Source organism: Cylindrospermum sp. FACHB-282, assembly GCF_014697195.1.
GTDB lineage: Bacteria > Cyanobacteriota > Cyanobacteriia > Cyanobacteriales > Nostocaceae > Cylindrospermum.
On record NZ_JACJRJ010000029.1, the window covers coordinates 1 to 21,160 of the forward strand.

The following is a 21,160-nucleotide window of genomic DNA, read 5'->3' on the forward strand; positions in this document are numbered from 1 at the left end:
CTCGGTCAATCCTGCGGATTGATGTGGTCAAGGGACGTTTCGTTTTTGTCTCGCAATTCCTCTCGTCACCTCCCTTGCGGGTAGGTGAGAGGCTCCTTGCTGTTCAAGCTGAAAGTATTGTTTAGCCCATTCTTTACATAAAGTAATAGACGCCGATGTTGGTATGTCAATAAACACCATTCGTGTTGTTAGTGGATCAACACTTCCAGCGTGTCTTGTGAAATTTACATATGCATCGTCTAGTTTGCTATAAAGGTTTTTGTATTCATTTTTATGGTATGGAGAGCATACTATAAATGTATATGATTTGTGTATTGGGCTAAATTGACAATTTTCAATGTGCAAATTATTGATTATAATATCCCAACAACTATTTTGAATATCTTCAAATGAATCATTAGTTCTATTTTCAACAGAATCAAGCATCGCCGGCAATCTTCTTTTCAAGACTTCCCAGTCAGATTGAGTAGGATAACTTTTCGCAAAGACATAGATTCCAACTGCATTTAATTGGCGTTTAGAAAGGGCTGCTGTAAGTAGAGCCTCAATCATACTACATTGATTATTAAATACTTCTTGGTGGCTAGATGTACCATAGCTTTTAACGGAAACCTGAATTGAAGCATTTCTTGGTAGCAAAACTGTCCCATCATAACCAGGATTGGAAGAGGCGGCAGGTCTTACAGAAACTCCTTCTCCATCAAATAGACTTAGAGCAAGTAGCTCAAATAATGCACCACGTCTATTGTTTTTATCTTCTTGTTTAATTAATTTTACCTGAGCAGATACCCAATGAGGATCAATTGGTTTCAACTTTTTGAGTGCATTCCCTAATAGTAACAACTCACATGTAGAGAGGTAATCCATTCTTTGCCACAATTTTTGAACTGGGTTAGTATACCCTGATCTCAACCATCCTGCATCAAACTCTGATACCAAGACGGCAAGCATTTTATTTAATTCCCTAATAGGAACTTCAGGAATAGGATTTTGTCTACCACCTAAGTAATCCATTGCTTTTATCAATCCTTTTAAAAAAGTTATTTTGCACACTGCGGCTTTTGTACGATCGCACACGGGATAAATTTACAGTTATTTCTCAGCGTTCGGATAAAAATCCAAGTCTAAAATCTCATCGACAGAGAAAGGACAAGCGATCGCAAAATGATCCTCTGATAAACCAGTTTCTACCATTGCCTCTCGTCGCGCTCTTTGATAGGTGGCATTTATCCAATCGGCATCACTTAAAAAACGGCGCAAGCTCGAACTTTCTGCCAACAATTCATCTAAATTTAGTCGCTCACGGGTAATGCTTACTTGCCAACTGTGGCTACGACGTTCGGGTTGATATTTCCACTTCAGCAAATGCAACAACACCAACCGCAACGCACTCTGCAACGCACGCTGTTGACTCTTACCCAAGTCCACCACTTCCGCAATTAAATTTTCTAAATCCACTGCGTCCCAGTGTTGCGATCGCAAAAGCTCTGCTGTCTGCTCTACCCAAGCACAAAAATCTTGCTCATACAAGTTTTGTAACATTTGCAGTTCTATCGTCTTCATGGCGTTCCGGCTATTCCTGGCTTGACTAGATCACGCGGCTCATTGATGTCAATCAAGATGTTGGTGTCAACGGCTTTACTGTCCATTTAAACCTTTGTAGAGACGCTGCATACAACGTCTCTACCTTAACCTCAGCAATAGTTAGGAATTTTCTTTCATCTCCCCTAAGACTGAATCGGGTTATCTCTAGGATTAACCAACCTCAGCAACTTTTGCTTAATTTGCGAATCGAATACTTCCCATTTAATTTTGGCATAGCCAGAATTTTCGTTGCCGCCAGATAAGAAACCCATGGGAATCTCAAAACCGCCGGCACCTGTCCTACCACCACCAAAAAACCGCCCTGTGCTATCTTGCCCAAAAGCTTCTTTAATGAACTCATCGGGGTCTAGAGTGAGTTTGGTGGTTCTCAAAGAACCGATGACTACTTCTAGTTCATCATCTTCATCGTGAACAATGCCGTAAACTACAGCTGTGTGGACGTTTTCTTCGGTGACGAGAAAATCAGCCGCTTGGGGGATGGCGTCTCGGTCGTCGTAGCGTAAGTAACCAACTCCGGCTATAGAAAAGTTATTTTGGACAATGCGGTTTTTGAGCGATCGCTCAATCACATCCATCACCCGTTTGGAACGATTTGCCTGTAAAATGGCGTTTAGCAGTTGAGCATCATAAAATCGGCTGAGATACGCAGCGGCCATAAAGTCTTCCTCTTGCGCTTGCATTAGCCGATTTGTATCCGATCTCAAGCCGTGCATCAAGGCCGTAGCACATTTTACGTGTTGATTGATGCTGCTATCTAATTTCAGGATGCCAGTTTGTAAATACTGGGTAAAAATCGTTGCCGTTGCTCGCACATAAGGACGGACATCAACAAACTCTGATTTGAGTTCTACCTGCAAACTGTGATGGTCAATCACCGCCACCAAGGGAATTCCAGCTTGTTGCACCACAGGCATTAGCTGAGAAGTTGTTCCCTGGTTATCAATTAAGACAAAACCCTGATAAAATGATAAGTCCTTACTTTTCAGGGTTTGCAGTGTCCAGCGCTGGGCAGGTAAATTAGTCAGCTTGACTAAAGCAATATTCTCTTGGTGGCTTAAAGTACCAGCATAAATAATTTCACATTTAATATCGTATTGCTGTGCAATTAGCTGGTAAGCCCAAGCACAAGAGAGGGCATCAGGGTCAGGAAAATCTTGTAGAATTAGCAACTGACGCTCATGTCGATGGCCTAGAAGGGTTTTTTGCAACTCTTCTGACTTCTGATGGGCTAGAGAATTGCCACGTTGAGCTATGTAGATGCCTGGTTCACCTGTCGCTGGCGGTAAGGAGGGACGGGTAAGCGGTAGTTCAATTGGTTCTCTGTCTATTTCAGCATCCTCTGGGCTTGGCTCTGTGGTCAATGACAAACTCTCAAATTGAGTCACGGGAGAATTCAAATACATAGGGAACTCTTTTCTAAGTGTGAGGCTAGTTTTATTTCAATAAGAGATACTTAAACCAGTAAAGTACTGATTTAGCCACACATTACGATCTTCGCAGAAAACTTGAGTCGTGGCACTATATACATCGGTCTATTTTTGATCTATCGCGTCGGGCCTCAATCTGCCACTGCTGACGAGAATATACATAGGGATTGGAAACCAAGACACAAGGCATCTTGTGCTGTATCTGGTAACATAAATCTTGATTTCTCGTCTTCTTCTAATCAGCAGATTTTTATCAAAAGCTAAATAGTTTATCTTGAATATTTATCTGGTTTGGGGTATAATATCGGACTCATATCTTACACTTAGCTTTAAATTACACAGCTTTTTGAAGTTAATACTCCCATATTTGTGGCTAATGAGCAATTAACTCTAATTTTCCCCAAAAAATAGGCAATAAATGTAGCTTTTTCCCAATTCAAAATCTGCCTAGGGCACGCTACGCTTTAGCAGATCACTCCCTTGGTGCTGAGATATTCTGTAAGGGTTGCTCTGGCAAAGGAAGCAAGAGGCACAAAATTTAAAATCACCAACCCACTATAGGCAAATATCCTGGCTGCTAGATGCCAATAAAATCTAGAACAGTTTACTTTCCACCGCCATAAGGTATGATGGGGTGCTGGTATATCACTAGCCTAAATTTTGGCACGATCTTCTATCAGCTTTTGTGGAACAATATCCCTCACAAGCTATAGATGAGCTTTACCCAAAGCTAAGTTTTCCCGAACTGGGCTAAGTTTTTTTTTGGCGAAGGTCAAACAGGAAAATCTAAAGGTGAAGACTCCCCTGCCTTTATAGGGCTGATCTGTGTAATGTCAAAGACCTATTACATATTTTTGCCACTCTTGGTGTAGTCCACTCTTAAGTTGTTTGCTGACCTCAAAATAGAGGCTACTATAAGGCTGGCGAGGAGAATGACGCAAAAACATATGCGCTTCGTGAGGTGTACGGCTCCCTTTTTTGACATTGCAACGGACACAAGCTGTCACAATGTTCTCCCAGGAATCTCCCCCACCACGCGATCGCGGTAGGACGTGATCTAGGGTCAACTCATCTCCTGTGTAACCGCAGTATTGACAAGTATGACCGTCACGATGCAATATATTCCGGCGAGTAAGAGGAATTTCCTTATAGGGAACGCGCACGTAGTAGCGCAACCGGATGACGGTTGGCAATGGAAACTCCGAATAAAGGAATTTACCGTTGTGTTCTATGCGTTCTGCCTTGCCTTTAATCAACAAAACCGCAGCACGTCGCCAGCTAGTTATGTTGAGCGGTTCGTAAGAGGCGTTTAAGACTAAAACCTTCCCCATGAATCTGCGCTCAAGGTATTAGTTTTACATATATTAACACATATATACTCTGCTGGGGAGATGAGAAGAAATGATACTTCCGGAATAATTATTAAAGTAATAAATTCCCCATAATTAGGTGAGAAATTCTTGTAACCCTTGAGCAAGGGGCAACGCTTCCGGGCCTTGATGATGAAAATAGGTGGCTAATACCGCCTGCTACCCCAGGAGTAAAATTAACTAGCAATCAACAACTAAACATAGCAGAGAGGAGATAAGTAGCAATGGTGGGCAAGTCTGCCGTGCTTTTAGTCACCCATCGAGGGTTTAGGCATCTTGTATCAATTCCCGGATGAGCGGTAAACTTCCTGATTAATTTGATATGGCTTTTAGGAGCGCGAATCAATAGATAGTTTGGACGTTTAGCAGTGGTGTGATAGGAGTGAGTCAAATGTTAAGTCGCGAACAAACCTCTGGTGTTGCCGATAATCAGCAGTGCGACACCTACGCCTGGTTCTCCCAACGTGCTTGGGTAGAAATTGATTTAGGGGCGTTGTCGTACAATGTAGAGCAATTGGTAAAGTTTTTATCGCCTAAAACTCAGCTAATGGCAGTGGTAAAAGCTGATGCCTATGGACATGGGGCGGTAACAGTTGCCAAAACCGTATTGGAATCGGGAGCTAGTTGGTTGGGAGTTGCCACAGTGCCAGAGGGGATTCAATTGCGCGAAGGTGGCATTAAAGCGCCGATTTTAATTTTAGGCGCCACCCACACACCAGAGCAAATTCAGGCGATCGCTCATTGGAAACTTCAGCCTACCCTGTGCAGTCCTAAACAAGCTTTGGTATTTTCCAACGTCCTAGAAAGCATTAACGATGCTTCCCCCATTGCCGTACACATCAAATTAGACACGGGAATGTCTAGGTTAGGAACTAACTGGCAGCAAGCAAGTGAGTTTGTGCAATTAGTCCAGCGCTTACCCCATCTTTCCATTGCCAGCATTTATTCCCACTTGGCCACAGCAGACAGCCCCAATCCCACAGGGATGGAAGAACAGCATCAACGATTTGAAGAGGCGATCGCCCAAATCAAAGCCAAGGGAATCCACCCACCCTGCTTACACCTGGCAAACTCAGCCGCTACCCTCACAAATCCCGCATTACACTACGATATAGTGCGCGTGGGTTTAGCCGTTTACGGACTCTACCCCGCCCCCCATTTACAAAACACAATTAAACTTCAACCCGTTTTACAACTAAAAGCACGAGTTACCCAGGTAAAAACCATTGCCCCAGGAACTAGTGTCAGCTATGGTCATCAGTTTACCGCCCCACGGGAAATGCGCCTCGCAGTCGTGGGTATTGGTTACGCCGATGGCGTCCCCCGTCAACTTTCTAATAAAATGCAAGTGTTAATTCGCGGTCAGCGCGTGCCGCAAATTGGGACAATTACAATGGATCAGTTGATGTTGGATGTCAGTTCCATCCCCAATATCCAAGAAGGAGAAATAGTCACCTTACTAGGGCAACAAGGAAGAGAACAAATCTTAGCCGATGACTGGGCAAATCAATTAGACACCATTTCTTGGGAAATTCTCTGCGGGTTCAAGCATCGCTTGCCCCGTGTGGCTGTGATGTAGCTTAGGCATTGACAGAAGTGGGCTGGGTGAATTTAAGCCCACTTTTAGTTTTACCCGTTTGCCTATTGCCATCAATAATTTGTTATGGTATGATAGTTACCTGATGCGGATATGGCGAAATTGGCAGACGCGCTAGATTTAGGTTCTAGTTCCGAAAGGAGTGAAGGTTCAAGTCCTTTTATCCGCATTTTGAATAATTGCAGCCTCCAGGTTAGCATTAATACTGAAAGCAAAATTTTCTAGGTGGAATTTACCTATATTCAAGGATTTTGCTTTTAGTAGTTTAAGTGAAGTCCGCCAGATGTATCGCCTATCAAGAACCCTGTTTTACCCTAATTTTAGGGTATCTGCTCAGGAATTCAAAATTGAACTAATTTCGATTTAGCTCCCCGACGTCACGTAAATTTTGTTTGTGAGTGATTCCTCAGTTGACAAATCCATAGACAAGCCTATACATTTGTGGACAAGCATAAAGTCATTGGATAGCAGTTGCACAAGTCAATACAAATATACTGATTTAAGTAGGTTGGCGTAAATAAGTTAAGGTTGGTAGTCAGGGCTTTAGCCCTCTCTATCTCCTGTCGGAGACGCTCCGCGTTGGCGCAGCCTCGCCTTTGGCGATACGAGACGCTACGCGAACAAAGTAGGGCTGAGAACCGCTCACTACAAGCTAATTTCAATATTTTTTACTTAACTTAACATAGTTTGATTTCTTTTCGCCTACTTCCTTAGAATTCCATAGTCTTGCTCTAAATAAGCTTCACAGTTCAATATTCAATATCACCTCAAGCAATTTCTCGGCTTCTGGCTTTTGATTCGCTGCCAACAATAAGTTAGACATTTGACTAAAGGCACAAAAGTTTGTCTGCTGCTGCTTCAATACCCGGATTAAAACTTTTGGCTCTTCAGTGTTTTCCTCATCAGGATAACTGACTAATACAAGATTTGCATAACCATAATTTGGGTTCTGTGATGAAATTATCTAGATTGTTGAGCACAATCAAATAAATATACCCTAACCAAAAATGAGCATTTGCATCTCCCAGGTTCCTAGCTACTAAAGACTGAAAACTAGATGGTGCTTTCTCATAATATGCCTCAAGGTTGGGTTCATTGAAAAAGTATATATACCCAAGTTGTGTCTGCAATAGCACAGGATCAAGCCCGGAGTTTAAAGCTGACAGACAAAAAAATCGGCGGCATCATATTCCTCTGCAATAACCAATTTTTATAATTCAGATTGGTTTAAGTATTATTACTGTAGTTTTTTCCGGGTTAGTCCATTAAAAGTAACCTTATCTAGTGTAACATTTTTGGCTATGCCAAGTTGCGCTTAAAGGTGTCATTCAGAGCAAAGCTAGGCTCAGAATGGCAAATTGTATATCCGACGGCAATTCAATATTACTCCGTTACTCCCTTTCCAGTCTGAGATTACCTATATCATTCTCAATCCTCTCTCTGTGTCCTCTGCGCCTCTGGGGTTAACTAAATAGATAATCTGACAAAAGGGAAAGGAGTAATTCCCCAAAGATGTCTGATAACCTCAAGAAAAGTGTGTAAATTAACAACGATTTACGAGTTAACGAAGATTTAATAATCTTTAAATAAAGCTGCTGCTGTTGAGTTATATCACAAACATAGTCTTCAATGTTAGTACTTTATGTTACAAAAGATCCGATCTCAGATATTTGATTTAAATCATGAAAGTGCTTCTACACAAATCGAGCTTACACATATTAAATTTAGCCCAAGTAAAAGCAAAATGAGTACAACTTCTATAGGTAGCTACAGGTTGTTCCAAAAACTACATCCGCTATCTCTGTTGGCACAACTAACCAGTCGCCGTACTACAGGGTGCTTAAAGATATTTACCGAAAACGTATTTTGGTCAATCTATCTAGAGGAAGGTAAACTAATTTATGCCTCCTACTCAGATAAACTGTTTGAACGGCTTGATAGTCACTTGCGACGCTTAGAGCAGCAAAATCCCACTCTGGACAATGCTACTCGCCTACAGATGCGGTTGATGTTTGAAACCCAGAATGAAAATGAGTTAATACCATATCCAGATTATCAAGCTATATGTTGGTTGGTTACTCAGGAATATATCACAGATGCACAAGCTGCAATTTTGATAGACGACTTAGCGAAAGAAGTGCTGGAGTCATTTCTGTCTTTAAAAGAAGGGAACTATGAATTTAATCCTGATAAATCTTTGGATGAACTACCAAAGTTTTGCCATCTGGATTTGCGGTTATTAGTCGAATACTGTCAAAAGCAGTTAAGAAATCGGCAAAATGTTCAATCATCAGTGCCGGCTGATGGAGGTTCGCGAGTTTTACCCAAGACGAAGCCACCACTAACTCAGCCACAAACCAAAATCCAACTTGGGACTGTTCAGGGAAATAACGAAATTTCTCAACCACCTGTGAGTAACAGTCTATATAAGATTGCTTGTATTGATGATAGTCAAACCGTCTTAAATTCTATCAATCATTTTTTGGATGGAAGCAAATTTTCAGTTGTGATGATTAATGATCCTGTAAAAGCTTTGATGCAAATTTTACGGAGCAACCCAGACTTAATTTTGCTAGATGTGGAAATGCCAAGTTTAGATGGTTATGAATTATGTTCTTTACTGCGGAGGCATCCAGCTTTTAAGCAGACACCCATCATTATGGTGACTGGGAGAACAGGATTTATTGACAAGGCTAAGGCGAAAATTGTCAGATCATCAGGCTATTTAACTAAGCCTTTTTCACAATCAGATTTATTAAAAATGGTGTTTCAACACATCGGTTAATTTTGTCAGTCTGAGTTGAGGAATAGTGAATTAATATTAATAGCCAAATTTAGTCTTTTAGGAGATTTAGTAATGAGCTTAACTTTGCTTGGCACAATTCTAATTGTGGAAGATTCTCCCAGTGAGATGGAACTAATGAGTCATTATCTGAATGAAGGTGGTTATCACGTAATTAAAGCCACTGGTGCAAAAGAAGCTCTAGAAAAAGCGCTTTTAGAAAAGCCTGATGTCATCATTACTGATGTAGTTATGCCAGGAATGAGTGGTTTTGAGTTATGTCGCTCTTTGAAAAAAAATTCAATTACAAAAAAAGTGCCAATTGTAATTTGTAGTTGTAAAAATCAAGCAATTGATCGATTATGGGCGATGAGACAGGGTGCTGATGCTTATATAACTAAACCTTATACTCGCGAACAACTTTTGGGTGCTATTAAATCAGTTGTGATTTGAATATATGACTAATTCAAAAATTACAATTTCTACTCAATCTAGTTCAAATAATCTGGTAAATAGTTATTTGAAGTTTCAGCTAAATCAACAGACTGCTGCTGTTTTATCAGTTAAACATACTCAAGAAGCGATTATTGTTCCTGTTGAGTCTGTGACGGCGATGCCTAATATGCCTGCTTGTATTTTAGGCTTAATGAATTGGCGTAGTCGGATAATTTGGGTAATTGATTTGCCGAGAATACTTAATTTAGAATCTTTAGACAATCGCCTGCGACAGTACAATGTGATCGTTATCCGAGTGGAATCTTTGCTTTTGGGTTTGGTTGTGCGAGAAATTAAAGGTACAACCAAGTTTAAGCCTGATGATGTTTGCTCTCCTGTGGGACAAGTGGCATCTAGCTTGGTTCCTTATTTACGTGGCTGTGTTGTGCAAAAAGAAAAAATTTTGCTGGTATTAGATGCAGAGGCTATTGTGCAATCTTCTATTCTTTACAGTGATTAAAATCGACTAATAAAGGAAAGGATTTTTAGGCTGCTTTTTCACATATTCAGGGGAATTATTTTATGTTTAATAAAACTGACATTGCTAAGAGTAGTGATGCTCAAAATCAGAAATCGCGGATTTCATCGGAGAAGTCCACTGATAATATAGTACAAGTACCTTTTCAGACTCCAACTAAAACTGCTGGTAAATTTCCTCTGCATGATGTGGTTAGCCGTTTACAGCAATTAAGCTTGGGTACGAAGGCGACTATTTTGGCGATCGCCTTCGGTACAATACCAGCCTTGGGAATTGGTGCTGTAGCTTATAGCTTTGCCAACAAATCAATTACTCGGCAAATTAGCCAAGATCAAGCAGTGCAAGCCCTCAGCCTAGCTGACAATGTGAACCATTTCATGTTTGAACGGTATGGCGATATTCAAGTACTAGCAAATTTGCTGTTTTTAACAAATCCCAAAGTCAGCGCTAGCACAACTACCGCAGAAAAGCAAGCTGTGCTAGATAGTTTTGTGGCAGCTGATAGAGCCTATAGCAGCGTTGCTGTCTTCGATTTGGAAGGAAAAGTGATTTTCAAATCTACAGGGGAACCCCTGGGTAAAGATAAGGCTCGTAATTCTTTACAAGAGGTTCTCCGCAAAGGCACTGCTGTGATCAGTGAGCCAGAAACCTCAAAAAGTACAGGTGTAGTTAATATTTACATAGCTGCACCTGTCAAAGATGCCTTGACGGGTAAAACTATCGCTGTGGTAAGAGGGCGGTTGCCTGTACAATCAATCGCCGGGGTGATGAACAACTATGTCGCTAATGGCAATGAATACCATTTGCTCGATGCCTCTGGCAAAGTTTTTCTCAGTCCCCGACAAGATTTTTTGGGTAAAGAGGCAAAAGCTGTATATCCCGGTTTAGCTAATTTGCCAACGGCAAACAAGGTTGAGACTTTTAAAGCAGTTCAGCAAATTAATCAAAAGCCAGAACTGGTAAGCTATGTATCATCGAAAACCATAGAAGGACTACCAGCCCTCAACTGGCAGGTACTTTTGTCTACAGATACAGCAATTGTCTATGGGACTCAAAAACAATTGTTGTGGCTGATAGTAACGGGGACAGGATTAACAGCCATGATCGTCGGGGCGATGGCGAATTGGTTAGCCAAGGGTGCTCTACAGCCAGTTGTCAAGGCAACTGCGGCCTTAACAAAACTCCGTCAAGGTGAACTCAATACTCATTTGGAAATAGGAGGAAAAGATGAATTAGGGCAATTGAGCGATAATATTAACCAAATGGCCGCGAAATTAGAAAGTTTAGCCAGTGAACAGGGAATAGATACTCAATGGACTAAATTACTTGCAGATATTACCTTAGGGCTTCGCAGAAGTATTAAAACTGAAGACATTTATCAAACAGTAGTTAAAGAAGTTCGCCAAGCGTTGAAAACAGACCGAGTCATTATTTATCAACTCAATCCCGATACCAGTGGGGGAATTGTGATCGCCGAATCGGTGGCTGATGCTTGGCCGCAAATGTTTGGCGTCAACATCGATGATCCTGGTTTTAGCGATGGGCTACGCCCCGGTGGAAGCGATTGCTATAGAGAAACTTATCAAGATAGTCGGGTGCAGGCAAACGCCAATATTCATCAAGAGCCAAGCCTGAATAATGCAGATTCTTACAGCCAAATGTTAGAGAAATTTGCCATCAAAGGCAACTTAAGCGCCCCGATTATCATCCAAGGGCAACTAGTGGGTTTATTGATGGCTCATCAATGCGAGAGTCCCCGAATTTGGCAACAACTAGAAATTGACTTATTTAAACAGATAGCAATTCAAGTTGGCTATGCCCAAGAACAAGCTCAGTTGCTAGCAGAGGTAGAACGGGCTAGAGCAATTTTATCTACAGACTCCCTAGCAGAAGGACAACAAAAAGAAATTCTGCACCGGCAACTTTTAGAACTACTCAGTGATGTAGAAAGTGCCGCCAAGGGAGATTTAACAGTCAGGGCTGATGTCACATCAGGGGAAATTGGCACAGTCGCCGATTTCTTCAACTCAATTGTCGAAAGCCTCCGAGATATTGTTACCCAAGTTAAACACGCGGCAATTCAAGTAAATGAGGCGATCGGCTCCAACGAAAGCGCCATCCGCCAGCTAGCCGAGGAAGCACTCACTCAAGCTAACGAAATCAACCGCACCCTAGATGCAGTTGACCAAATGACCAATTCCATGCAAGCCGTAGCAGAAAGCGCCAAGCAAACTGCCGTCATAGCCAACCATGCAGCCGACAACGCTACCAAGAGTGGACAAGCGATGGATCTGACAGTGCAAAATATTTTGTCTTTGCGGGAAACAGTTGGTGAAACTGCCAAAAAAGTCAGGCGGTTGGGAGAATCTTCTCAACAAATTTCCCGCGTGGTGTCTTTGATTAACCAAATTGCCATGCAAACCAACTTGTTAGCGATTAACGCCGGCATTGAAGCGGCCCGTGCCGGAGAAGAAGGGCAAGGTTTTGCTGTAGTTGCTGAAGAAGTAGGCGAACTAGCAGCCCGGAGTGCCGCAGCCACCCAAGAAATTGAAGAAATTGTTGAAAACATCCAACGAGAAACTAGCGAAGTCGTGCAGGCGATGGAAGTGGGAAGCATTCAAGTAGTTGAAGGTACGCGGATTGTCGAAGATGCTAAACAGAGTTTGAGTCAGATTTTGGATGTGTCGCGGCAAATAGACTCTTTAGTACATTCGATTTCCACTGCTACTGCTTCTCAAGTGCAAACATCACAAACAGTCAGCCAATTAATGAAAGATATTGCCGCAGTCTCACAACGCAGCAGCGATTCTTCGCGCCAAGTTTCCCAATCTCTGCAAAAAACTGTGGAGATTTCCCAAGAATTGCAGGAGACAGTCGGGACATTCAAAATCAGTTAAGCCAATCAACCCCAATTCAAAATTCTCTCATAGAGCCGACCGCACCTGTGCTGTCTTCGTAGCACCTGGAGCAAGAGGCACAAAATTCTCTCATTCAGAATTAAAGACCCGACGACGACGAATGACTTCAGGGGCTTGAACAAGGATAAAAAATAATTATGTCACAAGACAAAGAATTGGAAATCCAGATGCAGTTTCTGGAAGAAGCGACTGATTATCTGAATACTTTAGAAGGGGTATTACTCCAACTCGACACAATTAACCGCATCGATTTGGAAAAAATCAATGCCGCACTCCGCGCTGCTCATTCGATCAAAGGTGGTGCAGCGATGATGGGATTTCGGGTGTTGAGTGATTTAGCTCACCGTCTGGAAGATTCGTTTAAAGTCTTAAAAACTCAGAGAAATTCTCTAGAAGTTGATACCCATTTGCAAAGTTTGTTGCTATCTGGCGTTGACTGGCTGCGGCAAATTGTGGAATTGCTTTCAGAAGGGAACGTTTTAGAAGAGGCATGGTTAGGAACTTTTTGTTACCCAATTTTTGATGAACTGCACGAGCGTTTGGGTGATCCCTCCCCAGAAGATGCTGCAACCATGCTCTCATCAGAAGATGGACAAGATATCATCCCCCTGTTGTTTGCCACAGAAGTAGAAGGTTGTTTGCAGCGTCTAGAATCCCTGTTGGCAGATCAGGAAAAATCAGGTTTGCCAGCAGAAATCGCTATTATGGCTGGTGAGTTGGGTGGTTTGGGGGAAATGCTCCAGTTGAGAGCTTTTACCCAGCTGTGTGAGTCAATTAGCCATCATTTAGAAGCAGCAAATAGCGATCGCCTGACAGAAATTGCTCAGTTAGCGTTGCAAGCATGGCGGCGATCGCAAGCTCTGGTACTGACAAATCAACTCGATAGCTTACCTACAGAACTTGACTTTAGCAATTTAGCCAACACCCCAATCAGCTATACCCAAGAACAGATTCTACCCACAGAAATAGTCTCCATTGACGAAACTTGGTCAGTAGAAGAAATAACCCAGATGGCTGAGGAAATTAACGCTGTTGAGTTCCCAGAGTCAAACCCAGGATTTACCCCCGAAGTTTCCCCAACAGAATATAGATTTAGCGATGAAGGTTCTGTGCCTGACTCCCTTTGGGCTGATATCCAAACGAACCAACGCAAAGACGAGCCAATCACTGTTGGCAAAGACCGGGAAAATCATGAAAACACAGTCCGAGTTCCCAGCAAGCAACTAGAGCAAATTAATGATTTATTTGGAGAACTGATCATCCAGCGAAATGGGCTGAACTCACAACTCGAAAAATTACGCAAACTGATTCGCTCTCTCAGCCAACGAGTACAAACACTTGACCGCGAAAATCAGGAATTACATACAGCATACAAGAAAATTACCGCCCCAGCCGTGATCCCCTCCAGTTTATCATCACTAGGAGAGACTGCCGATCACCACCAGACAACAGATGATCAAAGTAGTTTTGCTACCTTAAAAAATAATCCCTATCAAGAATTAAACCTGCTCTCCCAGGAAGTTATAGAAACTATTGTTCAGGTAGAAGAACTGACAACCGATCTTCAACTCAGCGTTGACGATACAGATCAAATTGCCAGAAAACTCAACAAAACATCAAAGCAATTGCAGCGAAAGCTCACCCAAGTGCGGATGCGTCCCTTTTCCGATTTAGTCGAACGCTTTCCGAGAGCCATCCGTGACCTGAATGTAGAGTATGGCAAAAATGTGCAGTTGAAAATTGAAGGTGGTAACACCTTAATTGAACGCAGCATTATGGAAGCTTTGAATGAGCCTTTAATGCACTTGTTACGCAATGCCTTTGATCATGGCATCGAAGATGCTGACCGACGGCGCTACCAAGGCAAGCCAGAACAGGGGTTGATTGAAATTAAAGCCACTCACCACAGTAATCGCGCCATAATTTCTATGCGTGATGATGGTCAGGGCATTTCCCTTGAGAAAATTCGCGCTAGAGCCTTAGCTATGGGGTTAGATGCTTCACTGCTGGCTAGTGCTAGTGAAGAAGAACTATTATCACTAATTTTTGAACCAGGGTTTACCACTTCCGACCAAGTGACAGCATTATCTGGTCGCGGTGTCGGTATGGATGTGGTTCGTAACAACCTCAAACTTGTGCGGGGTGACGTGAATGTTGATACTCAGCCAGGAATCGGCACCACCTTTACACTATCAGTCCCGTTTGCACTTTCAGTGGCACGGGTGCTGCTGGTAGAAAGCCATCGAATGCTGTTGGCATTTTCTACAGATGTGGTTGCGGAAATCTTCTTACTGTCAAATGAGCAGGTTTTCTCAATCGCTGGTAGTGAATTCCTCAAATGGCAAGATACCAGGTTACCGCTAATTCGCCTTGGTCGTTATTTCGAGTTTAATTGCCACCGCTACGATAGCCCAGAACTGGAAACCCCGCCAGCAATTAATGCTAGTAGTGTGTTAATAGTCAAAGGCGATAATCAGCTAGTGGCTGTGCAAGTTGATCGCTGTTGGGGTGAGCAGGAAGTTGCCATCCGCAAAGTTGAGGGAAATATACCTCTGCCTAACGGTTTCAGCAACTGCACAATTCTTGGTGATGGTCGGGTAGTGGCACTAGTGAATACCAACGAGTTACTTTCTTGGATTACTACTAATCAGCGCACACCTAGAAAAAATCCATTGCCTTCAGCTAGGTTACAAACGGCTTTTCTCATACCTCAAAATGATAAACCACCAGTAACCCCAGTCAAACAAAAAGGGACTATTTTGATTGTTGATGATTCAATCAATGTTCGGCGTTACTTAGCGCTAACTCTGGAAAAAGGAGGATATGAAGTAGAACAAGCTAGAGACGGTCAAGATGCCTGGGAAAAACTTCAAAGCGGCTTGAAAGTCCAGGCTGTGATTTGCGATATTGAAATGCCTCGCCTTGATGGTTATAGCTTCTTAGATCGTGTAAAAACAGACATTAATATGAAGAATATCCCAGTAGCTATGCTTACTTCCCGTAGTAGTAATAAACATCGGCAAATGGCCATGCAATTGGGCGCAGGTGCCTACTTTTCTAAACCTTACAATGAGCAAGAATTACTGAGAACAGTAGAAGAATTGATTTTTACCGTATCAGGTACGGCGCCATCTAGTTGAAGAGAGGAAATTGAAAAGTGGTAATGGGGCCTTTATTTGGTGAAGTTTTTCTGCTTCGGGTAGGCCACCTTCCCCATCAGGCGGTTCTTCAACTCCCAATTCGGTTTGGTTTCTCAAATATATCGCTTGTGCAGATGTTGTTAAAATCACCAAAATCAAGAGAGTGCCCCCAACCTTTGAGGCTAAACCTGCCGCTGCCGCGTTCGTCGTCTTTGATACTCACAAACTAATCCCCAATGTATCTAAAAGTTTCTGAAAACTATCTACAGCTAGTAGAGAGATAAAACAGGAAACTAACAGAGGAAAAATTTCCATAATTGCTAGTTCAATTTAAGTTAATCCCTTTCTTCAAAAGCAAGGCCCTTGGTGAGGAACCTAGGGGGTATTAACCCACGTCATCGTCAGGCTGATGGCTAACTTAGAGTTGTAGATAAAAACGGTTTTCGCCCTTGTGCCTTCAACAATGGCAATTTTCTCGCTCTGGCGTTAATTAACAGTAGACATCGACCTCTGGCAAGAGAAGCTAGGGTGGTGGGGGGTAACCCCCGTTGAAAAGTAAGTCCTAGCTATGACCTTAAGGTTTTGATGGTGCGACTGATTGACGAGTTGCCCCGTTCAATGCTTGAGCTAACTGATCTGTCGTTAACGACTGTAAAAGGCTGAGATTAAGAGGCTCCTTACTAATGTATTGACCATAGGATGGCTGCAAGTAAGGGCGATATTCGGGGCGGTTGAGCAGATGGGTTTGTAAGAAAGCCACACTCAACGCTCTGAGATAGGAATAAGCAGGGCCAGGGTTTGGGCCTAGCAAGGCGGATGGCACAGGTAATACACTATTCTCAGGAGTTGGTTCGGCAAGTGCCGTAAAATGGGTGGCGTTTTCAATTAAGACTAGATATTTGTTGGGGTAAGTCAGCCAAGTGAAGGGGAGAATTTGCTCAGGTACTACTGGGGTGACAATATCTTGACTGCCCCCTACCAGCATGACTGGCACTTGAATTTGACTGACGCCCCTTTGAGTGAAGATGGAACTGTTAAAAGGATTAATTGCAATAACTGCCTTGATGCGATCGTCCTTTAGCTGATAATTTATGGGCAGTAAGTCAGTAGCGCTACACTGCAACAAAACCGACAAATTTAAGGATCTATTGGGATTGCAAACTCGGCGGATTTGCTGAAAGTTAATTTTTGCTCCAGCCAAGGTAAGAGCAGTGTAGCCGCCATAAGAATGACCTATCACCCCAACTCGCTGAAAATTGAGTTTTCCTTGGAGACTGGGATCAGATTTCTCCATTTGCTGGAGTCCATCTAGTACATACTTAACATCCATTGGTCGGTTGATTAATTCCTTTGCATCTGGTGGCCCTGCCAAACCCGCGAAGAATTGCTGAAAGCGTTCGGCATTACTACCAGGGTGTTCTAGTACGGCGACAGCAAAACCGTAGGATGCCAGATGTTGAGCCAGGTAAATAAAAGCATAGCGGTCTGAGGCCAGACCATGAGACATGATAATCAGGGGAAAGGGAGGTGAAGCGGCATCTGTTGGGCTTTGGGGGGTTGCTTGGGGCAAATAGAGATCCACCGGCAAACGGCGATCGCGTTTACTATCATTGAGAGTAAAGTTGATTTTCTCAAAACTAAAGGTTCCTGGTAGGCGCAAATCTGGCTTTTGGGAGAAGTCAACAGGTGAATTAGTAGCTTGTGTGTTGGCCTCTTGTTGAATAAAAGTTACAACTGCATCCCTAGTTTTCAGCAATTCTGACAAGTTTTTGACTATCTCTAACCCTTCAGAAAAATTTAGCCGCACTGTATTGCTGGGATACTTACGCAGCACATTCACAACTGTAAAGCCTTGGGGGTCAGCAGCCGCTAAAATGAAAGCGCTACGTAAGGCATAAAAGCCGTTCTGGTGTGAATCAGTCAGCACCAATTCTCCTAAACGTTGCACCACCTTTTCCCCTATAGGTGAATAGGTAAACTGAGACACCAAGGTGGGAGTGACATTAAACCGCTGCTGGAGGAGATCCCGCAGTTGATCGAGTTGTTGGCGAGTGGCGCGTTGAGCATAAAATTCTAATTCATGATTAATTTTGCCTTCTTTGGCAAAGAGTTCTAAAGAGTCAGCAGACAAAGAAAATTCCCCAAAGGGCGGGAAAAAAAAGCTAATACGCTCCGCTCCCAGTCCAGGGGTTGCCGTCAAAAATGTAGATAGCAGCCCTAAACTCAGGTATTTCAGAGTTTTTTTCATACAGCAATTTTCAAATGTGTGGAATACAGTCATTGTAGGAGGACAATATATTGTGCCCCTACGCCTGTGGGCTATAAAATTGAAAGATTGAAAGCAAAAATGGCGTAATTTTGGGGTGAGATTGGGGCGAATTACCCTTGATTGAAGCGATCGCACCGAAGCGCCATAATTAATCTAGAGATCAAAGCGATTATATGTCTTTCCCAAATTGCCCCAGTTGTGTAGTTGTCCTCAACCAACAACAGGAACAAAATATCTCTCACCAACAACAGGAACAAAATATCTCTGGCAACCACAGTAAAAATGCAGAGAAAAATTGCACTGTGGTTGAAAATGGCCGCGTTGTCGTTAAAAAATTGCAAACTTTGACGACTAACTAATCTAAGCTCGACTTTATCCAATCAGTTGCAGCATTTTCCAGTTTATTGATCAAAAACTTTTAGAAATTGTGAAACCAGGTTATTATTGCAAACAAATAGGTTTCTGCAATCAATTTTTAAGGTAATTCTATGAAATTTATGTACTTAAGTACTACAATTGTATCCTTTTTTATATTTTCATTACCTTCTCTAGCAGTTAGTATTTCCTTTACAGGAGATCTCACAGGAGCACCCTTATTTGATTCTCCTAACGAGGGTAATCCACCTACTTCTACTGTTAATATCGGTGAAATATTTCCTTATATCAGTCAACCCTTTTTTGTCAGCAATTCTGGCACGTACAATTTTTTAAGTCAAGTTACTGGACTTACTACTCAACCTTTGAGCCCTGGAGCTACTAATTGGAATAACGTCACCATATTGTATGGTAATAGTTTTGATCCAGAAAATCCCCTCACTAATGCAGTGATTGCCAATGATAATTTTCCTGACACTTTATCATCAGGATTTAATGGTATTAACTTGATTGCTAATACCCAATACTTTTTGGTGACTACTGTATTTAATCCTGATGATGGTTTCGGCACTTTTAATAACACTATTGCTGAAACTGTTTCTACAGGTTCTAATAACATTAATCTTGGCTCGTTGCCGCCTGCTACTGATGTTCCAGAACCAACAACATTCCCAGGTACCTTACTCTTTACATCTGGTATTGCTGTAGCTTTATGGCAAGGTCAGCGCAGGCAATTTCAGATTAAGAGACATCAGAAGAATAGTCTGTAAATTTTGTTTTATACAGAAGTTTGTTTCTCGTAGTCAATAGAAATGATTAGGTAAGGAAAATTTACTGCCACTAATTTATGATGGTTTTGGTCAAATCGAAATATCTGGTGTGGTAAATTTTCATTACCTAATTCCTTAGACCTAATCTCATAATCTTTCCACAGCGGTAGTTCCCCGACAGATTGATTCTGAGCAGTAATCAAGTAAGTACCGCGCTGCAATTTTGACTTACTTTCCTCATGTCCAAGAGATAGTTGCAGTGAGTTGTTTTCAATTTGCGACTGTTTAGATTCTGAACTAGCATTTAGTGAACTCTCCCATTCCAATGATAGCTTTATGCCCTGCAATTGCTCAACTGGAACGAAAAAGTTTGTAGCTGGAGCAATGTTGGTGATTGGCTCTGTTGTATAACACCAAGCACAAACCTTAACTTCTGCTTGAAGTTCGCTCGGTTTATAGTGCAGATGCACTGTCAATGAACGCAAGTTTGAACTATCTGGTAGATATAATCCATGAATCTTCATTCTAGCTCCATGCTGTGCAAAAGCTAAATCTCCAGATGGCAATTCCTGGGCTGAAATCATATTTGCGGCAAAGTGATTATTCTCAACTAAGCTGGGATTTGAATGCCAAAATCCCACTTCAGAGCTAGAATTATCAGCCAGATTTTTGGTAATCTGATTGTTGTAGTTGCTGGCTGCGATTAAACCAGTAGATTTTAGAACTATGGGCAAGATAAAACTGGCTGAGAATGCTGAACCCATCAGCAGAAAATTTCGGCGTTTGGTTGTGCGTCCCCAAATTTGTGGTAAGTAATCGGCATTGATATTTGAAGTCATAGCTAAAATATATCCTTAAAAACAAGACACTTATGCTAAACTAGATTTCACAGGAACTCCACTCCATGATGAAATGAGTTCCTGTGTCTTCAGTTTTCAAAAATCCTAACCGTTCATATAAATGAATTGCAGGATTTAACCTTTCTACCTGGAGATGAACTGGTTTTCTGCTATTCGCAGCTTCAGTTAATAAGTTACGAATCAGTAAAGTTCCAATTCCTTGGTTGCGATAGCAAGGTAGTAAAGCAATATCAGCAAGACAGATATAATTTGCGTTACTGATAATCAAGATATTGCCAATTGGCTGATTGGCTTTGAGAACTATTCTATGTTCTCTATCAGGGAATTTAAATTGGTAAGAATGCTGTTGTGCTTGAAATTGAAATCTCAGAAACTTTTCTTGTTGTTCTAGATTCCAACCCCAATTTTCTAAATGCTCTACCCATCTACTAGCATAAAGCTGGAAGATAAAGGGTTCATCTTCAAGACAAACAAGACGGGAATTTAGAGAAGTGAAATCCACTGTATTTCTCAAGATATACAAGTAAACAAGACTTCTAGCTGATTTAATTCCGTGAAGGATAAATTCCTTCTAGAGCAATAATATAGTTTAAGCCTTGATAGGGTGGCATTGTTTCTGAAGGTGAGGCTGAACCTCCAGCGCTAATTGAGGATGCACTTAAGGCAACTGGTGAACCAGTACCATAGGTAGAAGCCCGTGAATTAGCTAGTAATTTGCCTGTGGGATCTCCCGAAGTAGCGGCACTAACAGTACCATTTAGTTGGTGTGTATGGGCGGGTAATTGTGATGCAGTTAGCCTCTCACTACCAGCTAATTCACCAAGATCGCGGTTAGTCAAACCTGGACCTTGCCCCGTACCAATAGGGAACCGACCTCGTAAGTCTGGTAGTCCAAATGTAGTTTGCCCATTCCCTCCATAGGTAGTTCCGAGAATTGAGAACAAAGCTTGGTTCTGAGAAATGGATAAAATTTGTCCTTGGCACAAAGCCCATCCTTTGGGTGCATAGTTGCCAGCAAACAGAATGATTTGACCTATAAAGGGTTCACTCATAAACGACTCCTTTGTGGATTTA

General features: G+C 42.1%; 16 protein-coding genes and 1 tRNA gene. 9 read left to right on the plus strand and 8 right to left on the minus strand.

Going from position 1 to position 21,160, the window contains the following annotated elements; translation table 11 throughout:
- Positions 1-27 precede the first annotated feature (27 nt).
- From H6G32_RS15710 to H6G32_RS15725, 4 genes are all read right to left on the minus strand, one after another.
- A complete protein-coding gene (locus H6G32_RS15710) occupies positions 28-1,077 on the minus strand; it encodes a hypothetical protein (RefSeq protein ID WP_190459888.1) in 1,050 nt (349 codons plus the stop codon).
- 15 nt (positions 1,078-1,092) lie between these two features.
- A complete protein-coding gene (locus tag H6G32_RS15715; protein ID WP_190459890.1) occupies positions 1,093-1,563 on the minus strand; it encodes a DUF29 domain-containing protein in 471 nt (156 codons plus the stop codon).
- A gap of 164 nt (positions 1,564-1,727) precedes the next feature.
- Positions 1,728-3,008, minus strand: coding sequence for a DHH family phosphoesterase (locus H6G32_RS15720; protein ID WP_190459892.1), 1,281 nt, complete (start codon positions 3,006-3,008; stop codon positions 1,728-1,730).
- Between the two features lie 857 nt (positions 3,009-3,865).
- On the minus strand, positions 3,866-4,363 hold the full coding sequence (locus tag H6G32_RS15725) for an HNH endonuclease (protein ID WP_190459894.1): 498 nt from the start codon (positions 4,361-4,363) through the stop codon (positions 3,866-3,868).
- Between the two features lie 430 nt (positions 4,364-4,793).
- On the opposite strand from H6G32_RS15725, the gene alr reads away from it, so the two are divergent.
- The 7 genes from alr (at position 4,794) to H6G32_RS15760 (ending at position 15,812) form a co-directional block, all read left to right on the plus strand.
- Complete coding sequence (alr, locus tag H6G32_RS15730) at positions 4,794-5,981, plus strand: alanine racemase (protein ID WP_190459896.1); 1,188 nt, start codon at positions 4,794-4,796, stop codon at positions 5,979-5,981.
- A 105-nt stretch (positions 5,982-6,086) separates the two neighbouring features.
- A tRNA-Leu gene (locus tag H6G32_RS15735) sits at positions 6,087-6,168 on the plus strand.
- 1,575 nt (positions 6,169-7,743) lie between these two features.
- Positions 7,744-8,784 (plus strand): response regulator, encoded by a 1,041-nt coding sequence (locus H6G32_RS15740; RefSeq protein WP_190459898.1) that lies wholly within the window; start codon positions 7,744-7,746, stop codon positions 8,782-8,784.
- Positions 8,785-8,856: 72 nt separating this feature from the next.
- Positions 8,857-9,234 (plus strand): response regulator transcription factor, encoded by a 378-nt coding sequence (locus H6G32_RS15745; protein WP_190459900.1) that lies wholly within the window; start codon positions 8,857-8,859, stop codon positions 9,232-9,234.
- 4 nt (positions 9,235-9,238) lie between these two features.
- A complete protein-coding gene (locus H6G32_RS15750) occupies positions 9,239-9,736 on the plus strand; it encodes a chemotaxis protein CheW (RefSeq protein WP_190459903.1) in 498 nt (165 codons plus the stop codon).
- A 62-nt stretch (positions 9,737-9,798) separates the two neighbouring features.
- Positions 9,799-12,651, plus strand: a complete 2,853-nt coding sequence (locus tag H6G32_RS15755; protein WP_190459905.1) for a methyl-accepting chemotaxis protein — start codon at positions 9,799-9,801, stop codon at positions 12,649-12,651.
- 158 nt (positions 12,652-12,809) lie between these two features.
- Entirely contained in the window at positions 12,810-15,812 is a 3,003-nt protein-coding gene (locus tag H6G32_RS15760; RefSeq protein ID WP_190459907.1) for a hybrid sensor histidine kinase/response regulator, read from the plus strand.
- 574 nt (positions 15,813-16,386) lie between these two features.
- Here the strand turns inward: H6G32_RS15760 and H6G32_RS15765 are convergent.
- The gene (locus H6G32_RS15765) at positions 16,387-18,060 is read right to left on the minus strand and encodes an alpha/beta hydrolase (protein WP_190459909.1); all 1,674 of its coding nucleotides are present in this window, start codon (positions 18,058-18,060) and stop codon (positions 16,387-16,389) included.
- A 194-nt stretch (positions 18,061-18,254) separates the two neighbouring features.
- Here H6G32_RS15765 and H6G32_RS15770 point away from each other — a divergent pair, with 194 nt between their 5' ends.
- Together H6G32_RS15770 and H6G32_RS15775 are read left to right on the plus strand one after the other, a co-directional pair.
- Positions 18,255-18,440: a hypothetical protein gene (locus tag H6G32_RS15770; protein WP_190459911.1), complete on the plus strand. Its 186-nt coding sequence runs from the start codon at positions 18,255-18,257 to the stop codon at positions 18,438-18,440.
- Positions 18,441-18,569: 129 nt separating this feature from the next.
- Positions 18,570-19,226, plus strand: coding sequence for a hypothetical protein (locus H6G32_RS15775; protein WP_190459913.1), 657 nt, complete (start codon positions 18,570-18,572; stop codon positions 19,224-19,226).
- Positions 19,227-19,234: 8 nt separating this feature from the next.
- Here the strand turns inward: H6G32_RS15775 and H6G32_RS15780 are convergent, their stop codons facing one another.
- The 3 genes from H6G32_RS15780 to H6G32_RS15790 are packed head-to-tail and all read right to left on the minus strand — an operon-like array spanning position 19,235 to position 21,138.
- Positions 19,235-20,065, minus strand: coding sequence for a hypothetical protein (locus H6G32_RS15780; protein ID WP_190459915.1), 831 nt, complete (start codon positions 20,063-20,065; stop codon positions 19,235-19,237).
- Positions 20,066-20,105: 40 nt separating this feature from the next.
- On the minus strand, positions 20,106-20,588 hold the full coding sequence (locus tag H6G32_RS15785; protein WP_190459917.1) for a GNAT family N-acetyltransferase: 483 nt from the start codon (positions 20,586-20,588) through the stop codon (positions 20,106-20,108).
- Positions 20,589-20,631: 43 nt separating this feature from the next.
- The gene (locus H6G32_RS15790; RefSeq protein WP_190459919.1) at positions 20,632-21,138 is read right to left on the minus strand and encodes a phage tail protein; all 507 of its coding nucleotides are present in this window, start codon (positions 21,136-21,138) and stop codon (positions 20,632-20,634) included.
- Between the last annotated feature and the right edge of the window lie 22 nt (positions 21,139-21,160).